Annotated in this window: 19 protein-coding genes and 2 pseudogenes; 12 read left to right on the plus strand and 9 right to left on the minus strand. The window is 42.8% G+C overall.

Features of this window, described 5'->3' with window-relative positions:
• Nucleotides 1-42: 42 nt before the first annotated feature.
• The 6 genes from MCT08_RS08570 to MCT08_RS08595 all read right to left on the minus strand — a co-directional run bounded on the left by MCT08_RS08570 (nucleotide 43) and on the right by MCT08_RS08595 (nucleotide 5,027).
• Nucleotides 43-312, minus strand: a complete 270-nt coding sequence (locus MCT08_RS08570; RefSeq protein ID WP_053311511.1) for a DUF2960 domain-containing protein — start codon at nucleotides 310-312, stop codon at nucleotides 43-45.
• Nucleotides 313-442: 130 nt separating this feature from the next.
• A complete protein-coding gene (locus MCT08_RS08575; RefSeq protein ID WP_274678248.1) occupies nucleotides 443-2,218 on the minus strand; it encodes a bifunctional molybdopterin-guanine dinucleotide biosynthesis adaptor protein MobB/molybdopterin molybdotransferase MoeA in 1,776 nt (591 codons plus the stop codon).
• Nucleotides 2,215-2,802 (minus strand): molybdenum cofactor guanylyltransferase MobA, encoded by a 588-nt coding sequence (mobA, locus tag MCT08_RS08580; protein WP_168522171.1) that lies wholly within the window; start codon nucleotides 2,800-2,802, stop codon nucleotides 2,215-2,217. Before mobA ends, MCT08_RS08575 begins: the two co-directional genes overlap by 4 nt.
• Nucleotides 2,780-3,496 carry an energy-coupling factor ABC transporter ATP-binding protein gene (locus MCT08_RS08585; RefSeq protein ID WP_274678249.1) on the minus strand — a complete coding sequence of 239 codons (717 nt, stop codon included), beginning with the start codon at nucleotides 3,494-3,496 and terminating at the stop codon, nucleotides 2,780-2,782. The genes mobA and MCT08_RS08585 overlap by 23 nt, the downstream gene beginning before the upstream one ends.
• Before the next feature lie 8 nt (nucleotides 3,497-3,504).
• Nucleotides 3,505-4,203: an ABC transporter permease gene (locus MCT08_RS08590; protein ID WP_274678250.1), complete on the minus strand. Its 699-nt coding sequence runs from the start codon at nucleotides 4,201-4,203 to the stop codon at nucleotides 3,505-3,507.
• Nucleotides 4,204-4,211: 8 nt separating this feature from the next.
• Nucleotides 4,212-5,027 carry an ABC transporter substrate-binding protein gene (locus MCT08_RS08595; RefSeq protein ID WP_274678251.1) on the minus strand — a complete coding sequence of 272 codons (816 nt, stop codon included), beginning with the start codon at nucleotides 5,025-5,027 and terminating at the stop codon, nucleotides 4,212-4,214.
• A 244-nt stretch (nucleotides 5,028-5,271) separates the two neighbouring features.
• Here MCT08_RS08595 and MCT08_RS08600 point away from each other — a divergent pair.
• The 3 genes and pseudogenes from MCT08_RS08600 to MCT08_RS08605 form a co-directional block, all read left to right on the plus strand.
• Nucleotides 5,272-6,463: pseudogene (locus tag MCT08_RS08600) on the plus strand (sigma-54-dependent transcriptional regulator); the annotation flags it as partial.
• An 83-nt stretch (nucleotides 6,464-6,546) separates the two neighbouring features.
• Nucleotides 6,547-6,765: pseudogene (locus MCT08_RS18680) on the plus strand (helix-turn-helix domain-containing protein); the annotation flags it as partial.
• Nucleotides 6,755-8,785: a sensor histidine kinase gene (locus MCT08_RS08605; RefSeq protein ID WP_274678253.1), complete on the plus strand. Its 2,031-nt coding sequence runs from the start codon at nucleotides 6,755-6,757 to the stop codon at nucleotides 8,783-8,785. The pseudogene MCT08_RS18680 and the gene MCT08_RS08605, both read left to right, overlap by 11 nt.
• Before the next feature lie 58 nt (nucleotides 8,786-8,843).
• On the opposite strand, the gene MCT08_RS08610 is transcribed toward MCT08_RS08605, so the two are convergent.
• Together MCT08_RS08610 and MCT08_RS08615 are read right to left on the minus strand one after the other, a co-directional pair.
• Nucleotides 8,844-9,722, minus strand: coding sequence for a mechanosensitive ion channel family protein (locus MCT08_RS08610; protein WP_171980528.1), 879 nt, complete (start codon nucleotides 9,720-9,722; stop codon nucleotides 8,844-8,846).
• Nucleotides 9,723-9,741: 19 nt separating this feature from the next.
• Nucleotides 9,742-12,090: an AAA family ATPase gene (locus MCT08_RS08615; protein ID WP_274678254.1), complete on the minus strand. Its 2,349-nt coding sequence runs from the start codon at nucleotides 12,088-12,090 to the stop codon at nucleotides 9,742-9,744.
• Nucleotides 12,091-12,357: 267 nt separating this feature from the next.
• Between MCT08_RS08615 and MCT08_RS08620 the strand changes: the two genes are divergently transcribed.
• On the plus strand, nucleotides 12,358-13,947 hold the full coding sequence (locus MCT08_RS08620; RefSeq protein WP_053311520.1) for an ABC-F family ATPase: 1,590 nt from the start codon (nucleotides 12,358-12,360) through the stop codon (nucleotides 13,945-13,947).
• A gap of 144 nt (nucleotides 13,948-14,091) precedes the next feature.
• Here the strand turns inward: MCT08_RS08620 and MCT08_RS08625 are convergent, their stop codons facing one another.
• On the minus strand, nucleotides 14,092-14,910 hold the full coding sequence (locus tag MCT08_RS08625) for a formate dehydrogenase accessory sulfurtransferase FdhD (RefSeq protein WP_053311521.1): 819 nt from the start codon (nucleotides 14,908-14,910) through the stop codon (nucleotides 14,092-14,094).
• 212 nt (nucleotides 14,911-15,122) lie between these two features.
• On the opposite strand from MCT08_RS08625, the gene MCT08_RS08630 reads away from it, so the two are divergent.
• The 8 genes from MCT08_RS08630 (at nucleotide 15,123) to MCT08_RS08665 (ending at nucleotide 23,384) form a co-directional block, all read left to right on the plus strand.
• Nucleotides 15,123-15,587: a DUF3305 domain-containing protein gene (locus MCT08_RS08630; protein ID WP_168522195.1), complete on the plus strand. Its 465-nt coding sequence runs from the start codon at nucleotides 15,123-15,125 to the stop codon at nucleotides 15,585-15,587.
• On the plus strand, nucleotides 15,571-16,020 hold the full coding sequence (locus MCT08_RS08635) for a DUF3306 domain-containing protein (protein WP_274672667.1): 450 nt from the start codon (nucleotides 15,571-15,573) through the stop codon (nucleotides 16,018-16,020). Before MCT08_RS08630 ends, MCT08_RS08635 begins: the two co-directional genes overlap by 17 nt.
• A gap of 188 nt (nucleotides 16,021-16,208) precedes the next feature.
• On the plus strand, nucleotides 16,209-17,870 hold the full coding sequence (locus tag MCT08_RS08640) for a 4Fe-4S binding protein (protein WP_274678255.1): 1,662 nt from the start codon (nucleotides 16,209-16,211) through the stop codon (nucleotides 17,868-17,870).
• A gap of 83 nt (nucleotides 17,871-17,953) precedes the next feature.
• Entirely contained in the window at nucleotides 17,954-18,529 is a 576-nt protein-coding gene (locus tag MCT08_RS08645; protein WP_274678669.1) for a TorD/DmsD family molecular chaperone, read from the plus strand.
• 108 nt (nucleotides 18,530-18,637) lie between these two features.
• Nucleotides 18,638-18,838: a twin-arginine translocation signal domain-containing protein gene (locus tag MCT08_RS08650; protein WP_053311526.1), complete on the plus strand. Its 201-nt coding sequence runs from the start codon at nucleotides 18,638-18,640 to the stop codon at nucleotides 18,836-18,838.
• A 12-nt stretch (nucleotides 18,839-18,850) separates the two neighbouring features.
• The gene (locus MCT08_RS08655; RefSeq protein ID WP_168522199.1) at nucleotides 18,851-21,706 is read left to right on the plus strand and encodes a formate dehydrogenase subunit alpha; all 2,856 of its coding nucleotides are present in this window, start codon (nucleotides 18,851-18,853) and stop codon (nucleotides 21,704-21,706) included.
• 11 nt (nucleotides 21,707-21,717) lie between these two features.
• Entirely contained in the window at nucleotides 21,718-22,326 is a 609-nt protein-coding gene (fdh3B, locus tag MCT08_RS08660; RefSeq protein WP_053311528.1) for a formate dehydrogenase FDH3 subunit beta, read from the plus strand.
• A gap of 14 nt (nucleotides 22,327-22,340) precedes the next feature.
• Nucleotides 22,341-23,384 (plus strand): formate dehydrogenase subunit gamma, encoded by a 1,044-nt coding sequence (locus MCT08_RS08665; RefSeq protein WP_274674687.1) that lies wholly within the window; start codon nucleotides 22,341-22,343, stop codon nucleotides 23,382-23,384.
• Nucleotides 23,385-23,386 lie beyond the last annotated feature (2 nt).

The raw sequence follows: 23,386 nt of genomic DNA on the forward strand, positions 1-23,386 counted from the left end.
TTTATAAGTACTGTTAGTTTTTACAACGATTGGCTGTATTGGTTATTTTGAACCTTTCTTACCAACGCCTACATTTTCTTTTTGTTGTAATGTCAGTTTGCTAAACCCAAGCTTTCTAAAATGGTTGTCACGGTAGTTACGCACTGCTTTCGTATCTGAAATAGCTTCTAATTGCTGTTCCATTTTCAAAAACTCAGTAATATCTATTCCTTCAGCTTCAGCGACAGCCTCATGAATATTGTGGTGTTTTTCATAAGAAAACGTCAGCGTCTTATCTTCATTTTTATAGGTGTACAAAATGGTACGAGCCATGGTTATCTCTCTAAAATCAGCATTCCCTGTAGGGAAAAAGAAATAAGGCCGATATTTGTGCATCAGCCTTTTAAAATTGTGTCTTATCGGGTGCTAAAACCGTCACGGTAGTAGCCCATAAGTAATGGGGCTAGATTCTGCCTTGAAGTGGGATGATTGTCACGCTTTCGCCGACTTTTACAGTATCAATAGCAGGAGAAACTTCAATTAAACAGTTCGCCTCACTCATTGAGCGTAGAATGCCCGAACCTTGTTTACCTGTCGTTTTCACTTCTAGCTGCCCACGTTCATTGAACAAATAAATACCTCGACTAAACTCTGTGCGGCCCTGCCGTGATCGAATAGGTTCAGCAGCAATGGCGTTGACTTTCAAGGGCTGCCAATTGATTTCACCCTGCATCTTGCGAATCGCAGGTTCAACGAAATTGATGAATGAAACCATTACAGCGACAGGGTTACCCGGTAAACCAAAAAATGGTTTTTGGCTTATATGCCCAAACGCTAATGGCCGACCAGGGCGCATATTGATACGCCAAAAATCAATCGAACCTACTTTTTCTAATGCTGATTTAATAAAATCAGCATCGCCAACCGATACACCACCAGAAGTAAGAATCAAATCCGCATGTAAAGCTGCTTCATTTAATGCATCGATCATTAACGTTTCATTATCTTCAATAATGCCAAGATCAATGACCTCACAACCAAGCTGCTTGAGTAGGCCGATCAACGTGAAACGATTAGAATCATAAATTGTGTTTACAGCCTGAATAGTTCCTGGAGCTTGAACTTCATCACCGGTAGAGAATAACGCCACTTTAAGCTTGCGATAAACCGAGCAAGTGTCAAACCCTAGAGAGGCTATCATACCCATCTCTGGTGATGTGATACGTTGTCCGCAGCTAAAGACGTTTTGACCTTGTGCCAAATCTTCACCAGCTTGACGCACATTTTGTCCTTGTTTAATTTGCGCACCAGAAAAGGTGACAATGTCACCATTGAGTTGAGCTTGCTCTCGCATTACTACGGTATCTGCATGCAGGGGCGTTGGGGCTCCAGTCATGATTTTTACCGCTTGTCCTTTTTCCAACGGCAGTTCATAAGCATGCCCAGCCATCACTTCAGCAACAACCTGATAACTGTATTTTTGTAAATCATCACCACGTATCGCATAGCCATCCATTGCTGAATTAGTGTATTGCGGGACATTAATTGGGGAGGAAATAGTCGTGCTTAGTACACGGTTGTATGTTGATGAAATAGCAACTTGCTCTTTATCATTAAGAACATTGACTAATGACAAGATTTTTTCTTGCCCTTGAGTAACAGACAAAAATGCAGGAGAAAGCACATCACAACAAGCGGCTTCCATTTTCACTTTTGCACGATTAAAACGCTGGATATAGTTGATGACAAAGTGTGCGATAGCATCAAGATCATTAATGTCCATCTGTGGCAGTGAACTAGTGACCATCTCATCGGCAGCAATCGCGATAATGTTATCATCATTTGGGTAAAGCCATGGCTTGCCGACTTCAGCACGGTGTAATTCAATCTTTGGAAACGCAATGTTTTTGCATCCCTCAACCAAAATGACATCTAATTGATTGCAATCAAAACGAGAGAGCAAGTATTCAAACTCAGCTTCAGCGTCTACAGTTTCGGTCATCATTACATGTCGATAGCGAGAAGCCACCAACATCTGTGATGCACCAGCCTTACGCAAGCGGTAACTGTCTTTACCCGGTTTATCAACATCAAAATTGTGGTGAGCATGTTTTAATACGCCAAGCTTTAACCCTGACTTGGTAAGCTTTGGAAGTAGTGCTTCAAGCAAAGTGGTTTTACCAGTGCCAGAGTAGGCCGCAAAGCCAAGCAGAGGAATTGAAAATTTCTCAGTAGTCATGATTGAAGCGTTCCAAATTGAGCTAATTCTTGAGGGGTGTTTAAGTTCAAAAAACAGTTGGGTGAATCACTGAAATCTACATAATGTGTGTTGCATTCGTTATACAACAAAATAATTTTGCGATCACCGCGTTGCAAAAAGGCACTCAGTCTTGGCAATACACGCTTATGAAAAAGAGTAAAAACTGGCTGCTGATAATCACCGTCGTGCGCAACTAATATATCGCTAGTTTCTTGCACTGCGTTACAAAACCGAGCTACAAGATCATCATTAATTAATGGGCTATCGCAAGGAACAAAACCAACCCAATCACTTTTGGCATGGCTTAAACCAGCATGAATGCCACCCAAAGGGCCTGGGTAATCAGCGAAAGTATCGGAGATCACCGGCGCGAAGTCGCGGTATCGTTCTTGGTTACGATTAGCATTGATAATAATGGTATTGGTCTGTGGGGTTAGTTTATCAATAACATGTTTAACTAAGGGTTTATTATTGAGTTCAATTAACCCCTTGTCTTGCCCGCCCATACGGCTAGCTTGTCCACCCGCTAAAATAACCCAACTAGTTTGAGTGGGAAGTAACATACACGCTCTCTTGAGTATCTTCTTTAATAAGATGCAGTAATGGGGATTCAATAAGGGTTGTTTCTTTGATCCACCACTGCTTATGACAAAGGTTGGTAAGTGCATTGGTTTGATGGCTAGTGATCACCAAACTTGCCCCTCTTTTAAGTAAATCCTTGGCCATTATAACCAATCTTTCAATAGATTCTTGATCCAATGAGGCACTTGGCTCATCCATCAATAGAATAGAAGGTTTTAAAATCCAAGCTCTTGCCATTGCAACACGCTGTTTTTCACCGCCAGAGAGCACGGAGATATGCTCATCTGCTAACGTTTCTAACCCAACCATACGTAAGGCGGTGATGACTTCAGCACGTTTGTGTTTAGCTGATATTGACTGGTAACGAATGCCATAAACAACATTTTGAAAAACAGTGCCATCAAATAGGTAAGGGGATTGATGAAGGTAAATGACATCCTTCTGAGCCTGCCTAAAGCCAAAATATTGATACCAACGTGATGACGGATTATTTAAATAGCCGGTAGTCGGTTTGAGAAGACCCGATAAAATTTTCAGTAGTGTTGTTTTACCTACACCGTTATCGCCTTTTAAATAAATGGCATCGTTTGGGCCTATTGATAACGTAGGGATATGAAAAAGAACACGATCTTTAAAACGCATTGAGAGTTGTTGTGCTGTGATATTAACCGTCATAGCTTTCCTTACGTTCTCATGTAACCTTTACCACGCATACTCGATAGCATGAAATTTAGAATTAAGGCCAATGAGAGTAACACCATTCCTAATGCAACGCCTTGCGCAAATGCACCTTTATTGCTTTCTAACGCGATAGCGGTGGGGATGTTGCGCGTAAGCCCCATAATATTGCCACCGACCATCATCGAACAGCCAACTTCAGTCACAACTCGTGAAAAGCCAGCGATGGTTGCAGCAAGCAGTGGAAAACGGGTTTCCCAGATCACCGTTGCGGCAATGCGCGGCAACGATGCTCCCAGAGTCATTGCTGTTTCTACGACGCGACGATCACTGGCTTGTAAAGCACCATGCATCATCGACACCAATATGGGAAAACAAACCAGCATTTGTCCTAAAATCATCGCCTTTTGGGTAAATAGCATCTGCCAATCACCTAATGGTCCAGAACGTGAAAGCAACATATAAAGCAGCAAACCAATCACGACTGTAGGTATCGCTTGTAGAGTATTAATAAGCGAAAGCAGTACCCATTTCCCAATAAAATCACAGTAAGCCAGAGTAAAAGAGAGCAAAACTGCAGGCAATAAAACTAATGAAATTGAAGTGAGAGAAACACTAAAGGAGACCGCAACGATCTCCCACAGCTGATTATCAAAGCTCGCCAATAAAGCAAGTGCATCTAACGTTGTTTGCCAAAGGCTCATTGCGTTTGTTACTCGTTTGCATTAGCAACAAAGAGTTGCTGATCATTTAATTTAAACGCATTGATCAACGCTTGACCTTTTGGGTTAACCAACCAATCACTGAACGCTTTAGCACCTTGATAATTGGTACTTGGGTAACGCTCGGGGTTAATAAGAATAACTTGATAGGGGTTAAACAGGTTTTTATCCCCTTGGAATAAAATCTTTAAGTCTAATTTATTGGTGTAGGCGAGCCATGTGCCACGATCGCTTAATGTATAAGCTTGCATTTCCGAAGCCATATTCAACGTAGGTCCCATACCTTGCCCAACGGAGCGATAACCACCGAAATTAGGCTCAATGTTGGCCTGTGCCCAAATGCCCAGTTCTTTTTTATGTGTTCCAGAATCATCACCACGTGAAATAAACGTAACCCCTGTGTTGGCGATTTTTTTAAACACTTCCGTCAATGCTTTCTGTTGTGTAATCTGCGCTGGATCTGATTTAGGACCAACAACCACAAAATCGTTGTACATCAGTTTGCGCGGCAACACACCATAGCCCTTTTCAACAAAAGTTGCTTCTGCATTCGGTGCATGTGTCATGACTAAATCTACGTCACCATTTTCACCCATCTTCAACGCTTTACCCGTACCAGTCGCAATCACGTCGACTTTATAACCAGACTCTTTTTCAAATTGAGGCAGTAAATAATCAAGCAGTCCTGAGTGATAAGTGCTGGTTGTAGTAGCCAGTCGGATTCGAGAATTATCTTCGGCACTTGATGCTGAATAGCTGATTAAAACCAAAGATGCGGTTGCGATAGTAAAAGCCGTTTTTTTCATTTGTTATATCCATTGATAAAGAGGGTAAAGCTAATAACTGAATATTGCGTATCAATGTTACATAGCAAACAAGGTGCCAGAAATTATAAAGGTTTTACGGATAATTTTGTCTCATATCAGTAAATTAAGTGACAACCCTCAGAAACTTGGACAAAATGTCCCATCATACACCCACTCAACGTGTGGTTAGTTGGTACACTCTGTCCCATCATTAAAATCTGGCACAACATCAAAAGAGAAGCTTATGACCCACAGCATCGACACTCATTCAGCATTGCAATACCAAGCATTTTCTGTCCTCGTGGTTGATGATGAAGTTGGAATGCAAGCCGTACTCAAAAAAGCACTTGGCAAATGGTTTTCAAAAGTTGATTGCACTGGAAGTATTGAAGAGGCAGAGGAGCTTCGTTGTGCTAATCACTATGATTTGATTGTGTTGGATATTAATTTGCCAGGACGTTCTGGTATTGAATGGAAAGAAGCATTTGAAGACCCAGATAAACGCGCTGACGTTATTTTTATGACTGGCTACGCCGATTTAGAAACCGCAATCAGTGCCTTAAAATTAGGGGCCTCAGATTTTATCCTAAAACCGTTTAATTTGAGTCAAATGCTGCAAGCTGTGCAACGTTGCATGGATAAGCGTTTAAATGAACGCATGCAGTACGCACTGCAACACAATTTCAAACATCACTGTACCTCCGAAATTATTGGTGGTTCATACAAAACTCAGCAACTTAAACAACTAATTGTGCAATTTGCGCCATCACGAGCATCCGTTTTGATTGAAGGAGAATCGGGGACCGGCAAAGAATTGGTGGCTCGTGGCGTTCATCAAGCCAGTGGTCGTCAAGGTCCATTTGTGGCCGTAAATTGTGGTGCAATTGCTCCAGAGTTGTTAGAAAGTGAGTTGTTTGGCCATACTTCTGGAGCCTTTACTGGCGCTAAAAAAAACCGAGAAGGATTGTTTCGTGTCGCTAATGGTGGGACGCTGTTTCTTGATGAAATAGGCGAGATGCCACTTACCATGCAATCCTCACTTTTGAGGGTATTAGAGCAGCGATCCATTCGCCCCGTCGGTTCTGAAAAAGAGATTCATATTGATGTCCGAGTCGTCGCTGCAACCAACCGAAATTTACAAAAAGAAGTCGCAAGTGGCAACTTCCGCAGCGATCTTTACTATCGCCTCAATGTATTAAAAATTGAAGTTAGTCCACTGAGAGAGCGCAAAGCGGATCTCAAAGAATTGGTTCCATTTTTCACTCGTATGCTTACAGCAGAGCTTGGTGTGCAAGACCCTAAATGGGCTCATGAAGATACGTCAGCAATTCAAGACTATGACTGGCCAGGTAATATTCGCGAACTGAAAAACCTCATTGAACGTTGTATCTTACTCGGTAAACCACCTGCCCATTACTGGCGAGAGATGCATGGAATAACGGAGTCGCAAGCCTTATCTAAAATAGAAGAATTCAGTGAGGCGGAACAATCCATAGTGACATTACCATCAGTGACTGCCCAATCAACTTTGGACACAAGTTCACATCAAGAACATACCTATCAAGGTTACCCGTGTGATTGGACATTAAAAGAGGTAGAAAAAGCACACATTCAACAATTAGTGCAACGCTACGAAGGGAATAAGTCCGCTGCTGCTCGTGATTTGGGTGTCGCAAGAAAAACCTTGGAACGTAAGTTTAAAGAATGGGAAAGTGGGGAAAATGCCGATGCCAATTAATATTCATTGGTTGAAAAAATGGCGTTTTCGTTTTAAAACCATGGTGCGTTATCGGTTATTGATTTTATCGTCGGCGCCCATTTTCTTTACGTTATTTGCTCTGATCACTATCAGTATTTATTGGTCGATTCACTATACTTGGCAAAGTGCACTGGTTGATGTCTCTGAACGTTTAGGTGTGGCTGAAAACAGTATTGGGCTATTACAGCAAAAACAAGCCAATTACGTTAAGGCATTTTCTGAGTCCTATGATTTCCGCATCCGAGTGAGAGATCCTAAACAATATCAACAGCTAAATCAGTGGGTCAGCGAACAAAAGAAACGTTATTCGCTCGACTTTTTGCGTTACGAAAGTGTCGATACTCTAGAGAAAAAATTCCGCTACCTTGATCTGACCAAGCAAGAATCCTTTTTTGATGTATTAACGGAACAAGAGCTAAAACAACTGGGTAATGACCTCGCAAAACGGGCTCAAACCCCCATCCTCAATGACAAGCAAATAGAAACTCGTGGGTTGGTCAGTCGCACCGTAATACCGATTAAAAATCAACACAATGACATTATCGGATTTTTAGATGGTGGCTTATTGCTAAATAACAGCACGGTATTAGTCGATCAAATCCGCGATCTGATTTATCCAAGCAAGCTCGATAGTTTAAGGCCTTTGGGCACCCTGACTGTTTTCTTAGATGAGTTGCGTGTAAGTACCAATGTTCCGTTAGATAGTGTTCAACACGCGGGCAGGGCGATTGGCACTCGCGTTTCTTCGGATGTGAAGCAAAGGGTTTTGGGAGAAGGCCAAGAGTGGGTTGGTCGTGCGTATGTTTATGACGCTTGGTATATCACTGCCTATCAACCGATCAAAGATCAGTATGATAATGTTATTGGTATGCTTTATACCGGTTATTTAATGTGGCCGTTTGTGGAAGCCTACTTAACCAACATCGTTGAAATTGGTGTTACAACGGTTCTGCTACTGATTCTATCAACGTGGTTTGTTTACAAAGGCTCACGAGATTTATTCCGACCAATAGAGCAGATCCATAAAGTAGTTAAGCTGGTACGTTTGGGTAAAAACCAACGTATTGGAGAGCTTGGGTTTGATGACCAACATGAGCTCACACAGTTAGCTAAGCAATTCGACAACATGCTTGATCTTCTGCAACAGCAAAATGAAGAAATACGCCAAGCTGCGTTTGAATTGGAAGAGAAGGTGAATGAGCGAACATTGAGCTTGCGTGAAAAAACCGAGCAATTGGAGCACCACATTAAATTGCTTAATCAAACACGAGATAAACTCATCATCAACGAAAAACTTGCTTCATTAGGTGAGTTAACTGCTGGAATTGCACATGAGATCAATAACCCAACTGCTGTGATTTTGGGCAATACCGAATTGATAAAATTCGAACTTGGTGACGACACACAGCGTGTCGAAGAAGAGCTCGATGCGATCATGCTGCAAATAGATCGGATACGAAACATTACTCGTAGTCTACTGCAATACAGTCGGCAAGGCGGCATTCAAGATCAGGTGACGTGGCAACACATCAACCCGATTATTGAAGAAAGTATTACGCTAGTTAAAACCGGAACCAATAAGCGTGATATTGAGTTTAATGTTGATTTAAAAGCACATTCATCGGTTGAAGTGAATCGGCATCAACTTCTGCAAATTTTAGTCAACCTGATGATGAATGGTATCCATGCAATGAATGGCTGCGGCTGTTTAACGATTAACAGTGAAGACTGGTACAAAAATGAAGAAAGTATCGGTGCTATCATCCATATTCAAGACCAAGGTTGTGGCATTAAACCTGAAAATATCAAACGAATTTTTGACCCTTTTTATACCACCAAGCGTGATGGTACTGGCTTAGGACTTTCCGTATCTCAAAGCCTTCTTAGCCAAACGGGAGGGCATATTGAAGTCCGTTCAGTATTGGGATCTGGTAGTGTATTTAGTGTCTACTTACCACGGAAGATGGAAAGCGATTTATTTGTTACTCAAGTCAGTTGAAAAAACGCCTCTGATTAAGGAGGCGTTTAGGGTTTTATATAATGGAATAAAGGAGAAATTAACTGGCGTACACCGCAATTTTTGGCGGCTTAATGCCATGCTTTTTAAACTCTTTCATCACACGCAGGGTAATGTCCGTTTCGAAAAGCTTTTCATAAGCGGTATCGACCACGTAAGCCTTACAAGTTAATTGTATGGCTAAGTAGTTATCAGTGATTGTCTGTTTGACTAACACGGTTACGGGCTTGGGTAAGTGGATATAACGGCTCGATGATGCAGCTTCTTGGATTAAGTCTCGCGCCATGACAATGTCTTCATCCATTCCAACATAAAATGGGATCACCACCTGCATATCGAGAGCGCCATAGTTACCACTGACGGTGACTTCATTTAAGAATTTGTTGTTGGGAATCGTGATGATGTCGTCAGAAAGAGTTCGCATCCTAACAGAACGTAAACCGATGGTGATGATATCACCATAATTCCCTTCAAATGTGACACGGTCACCCACCTGAAATGGGCGGTCGATCATAACCGTTAGTCCGGCAATGAATGATGCGGCTAAGTCTTTCAGCGCAAAGCCCACAGAAACGGCAAGCGTACCACCTATTAATGCAAGTATTTGATCATTAATACGAAAACTCATCATAAACACAACTAAACCGGCCGTCATGTAGATAAAAAACTGCAAAAATGACTGAAGCTTTTGCAGTAACATTCGGTATTGCACAAATTGGCGGCCAATACTTTCTACCATCGAATTCATAAACTTAAGCAGTAACCAAGTCGATGCGATGACCAGCAGTGAGAAGAAGACACCACTCCAACGAATTAAACTGGCGAACTGTTGTATATGTTCTGCATTTGCCATCTCTTCAGTGGCAAAACATGGAGCAGCAAACAACAGGCTAGCTCCAATAATTATTACTTTTTTCATCAGTACATTAACCATTATTTTATTTCACCAGCAGATGTTGACGGTCGAGCACATTGGTAATGTGGCGGAACCAGTGGTCTGAGATCCTTGCTTTGTCCTCATTCCATTCGATAAACCCACGGCTTTGAAAGTAACGGAGAGTCCCAATGACTTCTGAAATACTCAACTGAGTACATTCAGATAGTTCTTCTGGTGAGGCAATTTCAAGCTGCACGATAGACCGGAGTACCGCCAGCATCGGTTTGGGCATTTTCTCCAATTCTTGAGATTCTGGAGCGTGAAAAAGACGAACCACTACTTGATCGGTTTCTTTATTGCGATTCAATGATAGACGGAAAAAACGCAGCGCCACGGTAGGGTTGCCATCGGAGTAATGCCACAAAATTCGATAGAATCCTTGTTTTGCACGTTCTTCTTCGGTTATTTCTTCTTGATCCCATTGCTTAGGAACCACCAATCCTTCAAAACTGATTGGCGTCTCTATATCTCGATTGATACGGCTATCCAATAATTGCTGAATTTGCTTTTCGTTCCAACGTGGTAAGAAACTAACCCAATCAAATAACAATCGCTCCCCTCTGGCTCTATCCACAAAGCGCCAACTCGCTTTGGCGATAGCCATCACCACTCGATGATTTTTTTTAGAGCGGCGAAGCAAGTTTGTTAGGCGGATTAAACCAGAAAGCCCCCCGACCATCGGTTTCACTAAACGTTGTGCATTATCAACAGCAATGAAATAAGTAACCTCACTTTTTCGTAGATATGCCAAGACTTGAATTTCACTTGCGTCTTCTTCTAACCCTAAGTTGAGAGCCAGTAATGAGAGCAATTCATTAAAACCTGAGTAAGGGCAACTTAGGTAGATTGGCTCTGCATTTTTGACTCGATGCAGAAGAGTATAAAGCAACGTTGTCGTGCCCACACCACGTTCACCGGAGACAACGCAAACCGCAGGACTATCGGTCATTAGATACTTAGAAAGCTGCTTGATTTCATCGCCCGCGTAGTCAATTAACTCACTGTCGATAGACCCAGGAAGAACGTAATTAAAATTTTCTTCACCTTTAATTCGAACCAAGTTCTGACTACCATTGGCATTACCGGTTTGTTTTGCAACCTCGATGCGAAACAAATAAGCGAGCGCTTGGCTAAAAAAAGTATATTCGGATAGGGCGGAAATGAGTTTGTGCTTTAGGGTATGTAATAAGAGCCAAATAGCGGTAATCGCTGTAGCAACGATTCGTAACACATAACTGTCTTTTTTGCTGATAGCCCATGCCACAAGAAGCGGGCGTTCATTTAACTTACTCGCTTCAGTAAACACTTTTTCTCGCCACAGTTGTAATACCGAAATGGTCACCAGTACAAACCAGAAAAATAGTGCGCTGTTTATCCAGTAATAAATAGTACCTTTGCCTAGGGTTCGCATTGAGATCTGCAAAATAACACCCGCGATTATCGTACTCCAAACATAACGGCGAATGGTGGATAAACGTAGCGCGGTCACTTCTTTGTTCGCTGAGCGTGAACTACGGGACACAAATTCCAAAATGAAACTGACTGCAATTGAACCACCCAAGATCCACCACGTGAAAATTTCGAGGACAATTAAATGCTGTAAGCTTGGTATCTGTGATAAAACCTGTAGCGATAACGTAATTGTAATCAACCAGGCCAACGCTTGATTTGCTCGGCTTAAATACCAAATAATACGTATCCACAGTGCTGGATTATCACGGTTTTTGATCTGAGTTTGGTGAAAGGTGGAGATAAGACGTCGACTGTTTGTCAGCCACCAAGTCAAGACCAAATAAAAGAAGAACACTTTAAGTGTTGCCCAAATGACGGGGATAGGAGAGATAAGAAGATCGCTGAGCAATGATTTAAAACTACGCAACTGAAAATACAACAAGTATTCGGCATTCAATTGCGTTAGCTGCCATTCCTGCTTCACCTGCTTAACGCCATATGGCCCAAAACCAGTCAGTTGTTCACGTGTCGTATCACTTGTCAGTTGTAACAACCGTTGCTTGCTTAAACTGAGACTATTCAAGGTTAAATAGCTTGATTCAATTGCTGACCAGACGACATCACGATTACCTTGCCGATACTGGTGAAGCTGAGATTCAAAGATCTGAATTTGCTTGCCTTGCTCAGCAAGTACCTGCGACAACAAATGCTGCACTCTCGCTCGCTCATCACCCGACATAAAGAGTGGTTCTGGAAGTTGGCTAACTTCGCTAGCAAGCTGATTAGCGGTATAATTGGCCTTTGATGTTGTCGCTTGGAAATCATACTCCCATTCTGCCTGTGCAGATTGAGCAAAAACAACCACAGCTAAAAATAAAAAGCGTAATAGAAAACGCATAGAATCACTTATCAGTAATGAATATATCGAATAAAAGTTTAGCCGATATATTGAAGAAAAATAGGAACTTAGTAATAAAAACAGTGTTAAGCCTTATAACACAACCAGAAGTTTATCGTTGTCTCACTTATGAAGTGCCGTACAATGATCAGGCTCCATATCATTGGCAGGCTGTTTTGCAAACAAAAACATCGCTTGCAGTTCAGAGCTTGAACAAGTAACGTTGCGCAGTTTTTTACACAATTCACATTTATTAAGGTACTGGTTTTGATCTCCACCGCAAATATCACTCAACAATTTGGCGCTAAGCCACTGTTTGAAAACATTTCCGTTAAGTTTGGCGAAGGTAATCGCTATGGCCTGATTGGCGCTAACGGTTGTGGTAAGTCAACATTTATGAAGATTCTAAGCGGAGAGCTTGAGCCTTCGAGTGGTAATGTTAGCTACGATCCGAATGAACGCGTAGCGAAACTGAATCAGGACCAGTTTGCTTACGAAGAATTCACTGTTATTGACACCGTTATTATGGGTCATAAAGAATTGTGGAAAGTAAAGCAAGAGCGTGACCGTATCTATTCTCTTCCTGAAATGAGCGAAGAAGACGGCATGAAGGTTGCTGACCTTGAGACCGAATTCGCTGAAATGGACGGCTACATGGCCGAGTCTAAAGCGGGCGAATTGTTGCTTGCTGTAGGTATTCCTGTTGAACAGCATTTTGGTTTGATGAGCGAAGTGGCTCCAGGTTGGAAACTGCGTGTGCTATTGGCACAGGTTCTATTTGCTGACCCGCATATCATGCTACTTGACGAACCAACCAACAACTTGGATATGGATACTATTCGCTGGCTAGAAGATACCTTGAACCAGCGTAACTGCACCATGATCATCATCTCGCACGACCGTCACTTCCTCAACAGCGTATGTACTCATATGGCTGACTTAGATTACGGCGAGCTACGTGTTTATCCAGGTAACTACGACGAATACATGACAGCGGCATCACAAGCGCGTGAGCGTCTGTTGTCGGACAATGCGAAGAAGAAAGCACAGATCGCTGAGCTTCAAACGTTCGTCGCGCGTTTCTCTGCAAACGCATCGAAAGCAAAACAAGCCACTTCTCGTGCTAAGCAGATCGATAAAATCCAATTAGATGAAGTGAAAGCGTCAAGTCGTCAAAACCCATTCATTCGTTTCGAGCAGTCTAAAGAGTTGTTCCGTAACGCATTGGAAATTGAAAACCTAACTCAAGGTTTTGAAGATGACCTGTTCAGTAACTACAGCGCTATTTTTGAAGTGGGTGAGCGTGTAGCGATTATCGGTGAAAACGGCGTGGGTAAAACAACGTTGTTGAACACATTAGCCGGTGTCATTGAACCACGCTCTGGTTCATACAAATGGTCAGAAAACTCTAACATTGGTTATTATGCTCAAGATCATGCGCATGATTTCGCTGAAGACATGAACTTATTTGATTGGATGAGTCAATGGCGTCAAGAAGGTGATGATGAACAAGTGATTCGCAGCTTCCTTGGCCGTATGCTCTTCGGTCAAGATGATATCAAGAAATCAGTCAAAGTGATTTCTGGTGGTGAGCAAGGGCGTATGCTACTTGGTAAAATCATGATGCATAAACCAAACATGTTGTTGATGGATGAACCAACCAACCACATGGATATGGAGTCAATTGAATCATTGAACAATGCATTAGAAATTTACAAAGGCACACTGTTCTTCGTTTCACATGACCGCGTGTTTGTAGATTCATTAGCAACCCGTATCATTGAAATTCGTGACAATAAGATCACTGACTTCAAAGGTACTTACGCTGAGTTTTTAAACTCTCGCAGCAATAGCTAATAAATCAGTTTTACGCTTAACCTCTATTTCTAATAGGTTAATTTCCCCCAAACTACTTGGAGTTGCAGGTAGGAAGGGTATAGCGAGGAAAACGAAATAGCCCAGTCGAATACTGGGCTATTTTTTTAGATTGAATTGATAAGCTTAGCCTTTTACATCAAAGCTGATTTTCTCGGCCCCAGTAAATACTTGAAAGCGCAACCCTTTAGCACGAGCGATAGTGGTAATACCAAATTGCTTGGCTAAATCCAACCCCATTTGCGTCACACCAGAACGAGACAGCAATACAGGAATACCCATTTGCGCGACTTTAATCACCATTTCAGACGTTAGTCGCCCTGTGGTGTAGAAAATTTTATCCTCACCACTTTGTTGGTTTAGCCACATTTCACCAGCTAACGTATCTACAGCGTTGTGACGACCAACATCTTCAACAAAAGAAAGCACCTTGTCACTTTGACAGATGGCACAACCATGAACGGCACCCGCTTTTTTATAAGTGTCGTTATAGTGGGTAAGAGCCTCTAAGGCCGAGTAAATCTCTGACTGTTTAAGTGGGGTTTGTGGCACTTGGTAGTTTTCAAGTTGTTTCATCACGTTGCCATACATCGTGCCTTGTCCACAGCCAGATGTGACGGTTTTTTTCTTTAACGCTTTATCCAAATGATCAATATTTTCTTTAGTGATTACTGCGGCCGAATGAGTTTGCCAATCAATAATAATCGATTCAAGCGCGGTAGGATCAGATATAAAGCTTTGGTTTTTCAAGTAACCAAGCACCAATGATTCAGGACGAGATCCTAACGTCATCAAGGTCACAATTTCTTTCCAATTTAACATCACGGTTAATGGCCGTTCACAGGCAATTTGCTGAGTCAATTTTTCACCGTATTCATCAAACACTTCTACTTCTATGGTTTGTAAAGGGTTATCGCTAGTTTTAATTATGGTTGGCTTACCCACTGTGTGATCCTATTTATTGGAGTGAATGATCAAATCTCTGACTGCGTTTTGGCAAGCAATTATTATTCCACTGTTTAATGAAAATAAGGCCACTAGAAATTGGATAAAGTCTAATCTTTAATACAGTTGTGAAGAAGACAAGTACGTTATGCTGAATAGGTGGCGTAATTCTTGCTGTTACGTGTTTAATTAATAACTTAAGTAGGTGAGACATGTCTACATCTTCATCAGAACTTCTAGGCGCAGGAAAGAGTGATTTCTTATGGCCAATCGAATGCGACCTCATTGCACATGACATTACCGCTGGCATGTGGGTGACGAAACAATGGCAGCTTGTAGGGTTCAATCTCCAACCGACCGCGGTATCTCCTACAATTTCGCTCTTGGAACTCTACCGAGATGAAAGGAGTGACTACCGTTTTAATTTAAGCTCTCAGCAACCCAAGCTATTTCTTGTTTTAGAAAATATTGACACCGACCAAGAGCCGAAAATAGTCAAACTAACCGCCTCACAAAACGTCGCTTCACGCTATATGGATGGCGACTACCTGGTACTATCCAACGACATGCCACTTGCAGTACAAGCATGGATGGAAGCTTTTATTGGGCGTCATGGTGAGCTATTAGAACAGCGTCGTAAAAAACGTAAAGGAGCAGGGCGTGCCAGCGGAAACTAAAGGATTTTTATCAAGATGGTCACAGCGAAAATTGTCTGAGGCCGAACCTGAATCTGAAATTGATCTCAGTGGGGAAGAGTCGATTGATCTCAGCATAACTCAAGAAGAGGAAACAACTTCGTCAGACAACGAAAACAGCATCGCTACACTGTTGACCTCTACAGCAGAGGCCAGTGTTAAGAAAGCGGCATTGCGTCAATTGTTTTTAAATGGCGATTTTAGTGAAATCGATATGTTGGATGATTACAACCAAGACTTTAATCAAGTCAGCAACCTGTCGACAGAGGTCGTTGCAAAACTTCGCGACTGGATGAATGAAGAAAACGAGGAAACCAACGACGAGAACATCGCTGATGCAGAAAATGCAGCTGAAGGGGATGAAATTATAGTAGAAAACGCTCAACAGCTGACAGAGACAAAAAATACCACATAAAGTGTCGGTACATTTTGACTTACTCACCATGAGTCATTACCGAGACAAAATGTCGCACTTTATGTGTGGGTTTACTATCACAGTGCTCTATTTTTATTAATCCTCTGATAAATAAGTAAATTAGTTATGGAATGGTATTTGCTAAGTTCATATTAATCGAACATCAGTGTTCTAAATGGAACTGAGCAATGCTAAAACAATTCTTACAGCAAGCGACATCAAAAAATGGTAACGCCCGTGCGTATGCCATTGAGCATACGGTTGAACTCACCAATTTGATCCCACCGACCGTAAGCTATGAAAGTGGCGGTCATACTCTCATTCTAGGCCCTACAGCCATCATCATTCGTACCGCAGAGCAACTGTCGAGTATGACCTCACTGACACTTCTTTCTATAGATGGTGAACCTGGAACACATCCTAACCTTTATTTTGCCGACACGGTTGAAGTGTCGGGTTTTCTCGGTGCGTTTCAAGTTAATGTCGAAAATCGTGGTGCAAGTCATAATCTTGCGAAAGTGGCGATTGCGCTCGACTGTTTTGATATTGTTCTCGACTTGTCTTTGAACGGTTTTATGACAGAAGAAGTGCCTGTTCCCGGTTATTATCCGGTTGGTCGTGGTTATCCAACCTTGGCAGATGCGCTTAGTGAAATTCCAACGCTAATGGGCACCTTTGATAAACCAAAATATTTTCGCCTCGATACTGATCTTTGCGCCCATAGTTCACGCGGTGTAAAAGGGTGCGAGCGATGTGTTGATGCTTGTCCAGCAGGAGCCTTGACCAGTGAGGGTAATGATAAAACCGGGCACCATATCCAAATTAATCCTTACCTTTGTCAAGGTATAGGAACTTGTGCGACATCGTGTCCAACAGAAGCTATCCATTATGCATTACCAAATCCAACTGATACGCAAAAGTTTGTAGAACGACTTTTAGCTAACTATGAGTCAGCTGGCGGTATCAACCCAATTGTATTGATCTGCAGTTCTCGCCATGAAAGCTATAACCTAATGGCATTACAAGCCTTACCAGATAACGTCATTCCCGTTATCGTTGAAGAACTTCCATCTGTGGGTATTGATACTTGGTTTGCTGCGCTTGTTAATGGCGCAAGCCAAGTGCTGTTTGCAGCTAGCCGTCACATGCCTGAAACCATTATTCGTATTCTTAATCAAGAAGTGGAAATGGCTCAAATTCTGCTTACACAACTTGGTATTACCAAAGAGAGCGTTGATATTCTTTATTTAGAAACGCTGCGTGAAGGGCCTCCAACATTAATGGACACATCTTTTGATCTCGCTTTAGGGGATTTAGAAGGTAATAAACGCCAACGGCTATTTACCGCACTTGACGCCTTAGCGACATCTCGTATTCCTGAAGATAACATAGTGGCACTACCCAGCACTGCATCTTATGGGAAAGTAAGCTGCAACACTCAAGATTGCACACTTTGCATGAGTTGTGTGGCGGTTTGTCCAACCCGGGCACTGCATCATTCGGGGGATTCGCCAACCCTTCATTTTATTGAACAAGACTGTATTCAATGTGGTTTGTGTGCCAAAGCCTGTCCAGAACAAGCGTTATCACTGACGCCACAAATGAACTGGGATAAAGCGTCTCGTCAACAAGTCCAAACACTCCATGCCGAAAAACCTGCCGAATGTTTACGCTGCCATAAACCTTTTGCCCCGCAATCGATGATCACCATGCTGCAAAATAAGTTACGCGGTCACTCTCAGTTCGCAGATGCTGCAGCACTTAACCGTATTGCGATGTGTGAGGACTGCCGAGTGGTCGATATTTTCGAAGGCATGGCAGAAGATCCACACCAACAGTTGAACTACTAAGGATAACTAACGTGGAACACAAAACAGACGACTTAACTCATTTAGGACAATCAGTACGTTTTGAGATTTATCTACTGCTTGCAATGCTGCTTAGACAAAAACCGAGCGCAGAGTTAATGGATTTTCTCACTCAGTTAGACATTGAAAATAACGATACTGATATGGCAAAAGCATGGCTCGAGTTAAAGAACTCAGCCAGTCATGCTGTTGATACCGATGACGAATTTCAAAATCTCTTTATTGGTATTGGCCGCGGAGAAGTCGTTCCATTCGCCTCTTGGCATCTGACTGGTTCCTTAATGGAAAAGCCACTTGCACAACTAAGACAAACCCTACTTACACTTGGTTTTGAAAGAGCTGAGGGGGTGAAAGAGCCTGAAGATCATATCTCTGCAATTTGTGAAGTCATGAGCTATCTATGCGAACAGCCAGAAGAGCAGCAGAAAATGTTTTTTAATCAGCATATTGGGCCTTGGTTTAACAAATTAGTTGAGCAAATAAGGCAAGCAAGTTATGCCAAGTTTTACCTCAGTGTGGCCAATTTAATGGACACCTTTTTAACTATTGAGCAGGTGAAATTCACCCAAGCTCCTGAAGGCGCGAAGACCGCCATCAAAATTGATGTGAAAAATTTAACAGACTCACTTCAGAGTCACTAATTTATATACCCAAATCACTTGGAGTTACAGGTAGAAAAGGTATAGCAAAAGAGATGCGTCGTTAGCATCCATAGATAGCCGGTTTAAAACGGGCAGAGGAAGCATTCAATGAAGAAAGATAAAGAAGTTGATAACAGCCGTCGAGACTTACTCAAAGGGCTAGGTACAGCAGCTGTCGTGGGAGCAGTGGTATCAGGCACTGCTCAAACAGCAGTGGCTTCTGAACATGTGGTTCCAAACAATGATGATGTAAAGAAAAATGGTTACCACGAAACTCAACATATTCGTGATTATTACGACACTCTGTAGGAGCAACTGACAATGAAATTATCAAAACGCTCCGATAGCGTAATGAAAGAGCATGACAAACTAGGCATTAGTCGTCGTGCTTTTATGAAAAACAGCTCATTAGCGGCTGGTGGTGCAGTTGCAGGCGCGGCTTTATTTACTCCCGGCATGATGAAAAAAGCACAAGCTAAAAGTGTTGATCCTACGGTAAAAACTGAAGTGAAGCGCACTATTTGCTCTCATTGCTCGGTGGGCTGCGGTATTTATGCCGAAGTGCAAAATGGGGTCTGGACAGGTCAAGAACCTGCATTTGATCACCCATTTAATGCTGGTGGACATTGCGCTAAAGGCGCTGCCCTGCGTGAACATGGTCATGGTGAAAGACGCTTAAAATACCCAATGAAACTTGAAAACGGCAAATGGAAAAAACTGTCGTGGGATCAAGCAATAGAAGAAATTGGCAACAAAGTATTAGACATTCGCAAAGAATCTGGCCCGGACTCCGTCTATTGGTTAGGCAGCGCGAAACACAGTAATGAGCAAGCCTACTTGTACCGCAAAATGGCTTCATTATGGGGTACCAACAACGTCGATCACCAAGCTCGTATTTGCCACTCAACAACGGTTGCTGGCGTTGCAAATACATGGGGCTACGGTGCCATGACAAACTCATTTAATGACATGCATAACTGTAAATCGATGCTGTTCATTGGCTCAAACCCAGCAGAAGCGCACCCGGTTGCAATGCAGCATATCCTGATCGCCAAAGAAAAAAACAGCTGTAAAATCGTGGTCGCGGATCCTCGTCGTACGCGCACAGCAGCAAAAGCGGATCATTTCGTATCACTACGTCCAGGAAGTGATGTTGCCTTTATTTGGGGCGTGTTATGGCACGTATTCCAAAACCAATGGGAAGATAAAGAATTCATTCGCCAGCGCGTATTTGGTATGGATGAAATTCGTGATGAAGTCGCGAAATGGACACCAGTCGAAGTCGAGCGTGTAACAGGTGTTAGTGAAGAAGAAGTCTACCAAACTGCAAAAATACTCTCTGAAAATCGCCCTGGATGCATTGTTTGGTGTATGGGAGGTACGCAGCACACCACAGGTAACAACAACACTCGTGCTTACTGCGTCTTGGAGCTAGCTTTAGGTAATATTGGTAAATCTGGCGGTGGTGCAAACATTTTCCGTGGTCACGACAACGTACAAGGTGCAACTGATTTAGGTGTGCTATCTGATACCTTACCTGGCTATTATGGCCTATCTGAAGGCGCATGGCGTCACTGGGCAAAAGTATGGGACCTTGATTTCGAATGGATAAAAGATCGATTCGACAGCGGTACTTACGGCGGTGCGACACCAATGAATACCTTTGGTATTCCGGTTTCTCGCTGGATCGATGGCGTGTTAGAGAACAAAGATAACATTCAGCAACGTGAAAACATTCGCGCTATGTTCTATTGGGGTCATGCAGTTAACTCGCAAACCCGCGGTGTTGAAATGAAAAAAGCGATGCAAAAACTCGATATGATGGTGATTGTTGACCCGTATCCAACCGTTGCCGCTATTATGAATGATCGCACTGATGGTATTTACCTTCTACCTGCGACCACTCAATTTGAAACCTACGGCAGTGTCACGGCTTCTAACCGTTCGATTCAATGGCGTGATCAAGTTATTGAACCTCTTTTTGAGTCAAAGCCTGATCATGAAATCATGTATTTGATGAGTAAAAAGCTCGGAATCTCCGAGCAATTATTCAAAAACATCCGTGTTGAAAACAATCAGCCTGTTATTGAAGATATCACTCGTGAATTCAATAAAGGAATGTGGACTATTGGTTATACCGGCCAAAGCCCTGAGCGTTTGAAAGCACACCAACAAAACTGGCATACCTTCCATAAGACGACATTAGAAGCAGAAGGTGGGCCTGCTAATGGTGAAACTTATGGTTTACCTTGGCCATGCTGGGGAACGCCTGAAATGAAACACCCTGGCACACATATCCTTTACGACACGTCTAAACCAGTAGCTGAAGGTGGCGGTAACTTCAGAACACGTTTTGGCGTGGAATTTGAGGGTAAAAGTTTATTAGCCGTCGATAGCTATTCTAAAGGCTGTGAAATTGAAGATGGTTACCCTGAGTTTACTGATAAGCTTCTAAAACAATTAGGGTGGTGGGGTGACTTAACCGCACAAGAACAAGCTGCGGCAGAAGGCAAAAACTGGAAGACTGACTTGTCAGGTGGCATCCAACGTGTGGCGATCAAACATGGCTGTATTCCATTTGGTAATGCAAAAGCTCGCGCCATTGTATGGACATTCCCAGACCGTGTACCTTTGCACCGGGAGCCACTGTATACCCCTCGTCGTGATTTAATTGCTGATTACCCAACATGGGATGACAAAGACGCAATTTTCCGTATGCCAACTTTGTATAAATCGATTCAACAGCAAGATAAATCTAACGAGTATCCGATCATCCTAACATCAGGCCGTTTAGTTGAATACGAAGGCGGTGGTGAAGAAACGCGTTCAAACCCATGGCTTGCCGAGCTACAACAAGAAATGTTTGTTGAGGTAAACCCCAAAGATGCCAATGATTTAGGCTTCAAAGATGGAGAAATGGTTTGGGTTGAAGGAGCTGAGAAAGGCAGAATTCATGTCAAAGCCATGGTAACTCGTCGTGTCAAACCAGGCATGGCATTCATTCCATTCCACTTTGGCGGTAAGTTCCAAGGTGAAGACCTACGCCATAAATACCCTGAAGGCACCGACCCATATGTGATCGGTGAGTCAGCAAACATTGCTACAACCTATGGCTACGACCCTGTAACACAAATGCAGGAAACCAAAGTCACTCTCTGTAACATTCGCAAAGCGTAAGGAGCTTACAAATGGCTAGAATGAAATTCCTTTGTGACACCAAGCGCTGCATCGAATGTAATGGCTGTGTCACCGCATGTAAAAATGAAAATGATGATGCACTGGAGTGGGGTATTCAACGCCGCCGAGTCGTTACATTAAACGATGGTGAACCAGGAGAAAATTCGATCTCAGTGGCTTGCATGCATTGTACTGACGCACCTTGTATGGCGGTTTGCCCAGCAGACTGCTTTGAGCACACTGAAGATGGAATTGTGCTCCATAATAAAGACCTGTGCATTGGTTGCGGCTACTGTTTGTTTGCCTGCCCGTTTGGTGCGCCTCAATTTCCTAAACAATCAGCTTTTGGTGAACGCGGGAAAATGGACAAATGCACATTCTGTGCTGGTGGGCCAAATACCGAGCCTGGTTCAGAGGAAGAGCGTAAAAAATATGGTGCAAACCGTATTGCTGAAGGCAAATTACCGATGTGCGCATCATTATGTTCAACAAAAGCTTTGATTGCTGGTGACGCAGAGAAAGTCTCTGATATTTTTCGACAACGTGTCGTAGAACGTGGAGCAAAAGGCGCTGGTTGGACAGACGGTGAAGACCTTTCCTACGACGCTAGTAAAAGCTAAAGATGGAGAGGAGTATGTTACAACGCATAAAACGTGCAACTCTCGCTATGCTGCCTGTATTGGCAGCACTAGCGATGCTATGTTCATCGCCTAGCTTTGCTAAAGATGAAACCACTCCTGTGGTTGAAAGAGAAATGACGCAATTGGCTGGTGCTGATTTTTGGCAACAGGTGAGGCAAGGTGAAGTGGGTTACACCACATCGCAATCACCAGAACATGGCATGTTGATCAGCGCCCCAGGGGAGGCATGGTTTTTACTTAAAGAAAAATGGATGTCTCCTGCGGGCGCTATCGCCATTTTCGGTAGTATTACCATGGTCATTTTGGCATACGTATTGGTTGGACCATTGATGCTTAGTGCTCCGCGCACAGGCAAGAAGATCAAACGCTGGTCTCGATGGGACAGAGCATTACATTGGAGCATGGCGTTCACCTTTTTGACTCTTGCATTTAGTGGCTTAATGCTGGTTTATGGTAAACACTTTTTAAAACCGTATGTGCCAACTGAACTATGGGGATGGGTGATATTCATTGCCAAACAATACCACAACTATATGGGACCTCTATTTTTCATCCTGCTGATATGCATGTTATTAAAATGGTGGCGTAAGTCATTATTCAATATGGTAGATATCAAATGGTTTATGAAATTTGGAGGGATGGTTGGCAAGTATAAAGGAAGTCACCCTTCTGCAGAATTTTCTAATGGTGCTGAAAAGGTCATTTACTGGTTATTGATTGTCTTTGGCACAGTGGCTGCAATCAGTGGCTTGGTATTAGACTTCCCGATCTTCGGACAAACTCGACGTGACATGGAATTTTCAAACCTCATTCACATGTTCTCAGCGCTTATTTTAATCTGTGGCTTCATCTTCCATATCTATATTGGTTTATTTGGAATGGAGGGGGCATTAGAAGGTATGGTTACGGGTGAAGTCGACGAAACCTGGGCGAAGGAACACCATGACCTCTGGTATGCCGAAATGCAAAATGCAAAACATGAAGGAACGGCAAGCAGTGATGAGCCAGTGAAGGGGGAAAAAGCCCATGAACAATAACG

This window comes from Vibrio aestuarianus (genome assembly GCF_028858425.1).
In the GTDB taxonomy this organism is placed as follows: domain Bacteria; phylum Pseudomonadota; class Gammaproteobacteria; order Enterobacterales; family Vibrionaceae; genus Vibrio; species Vibrio aestuarianus.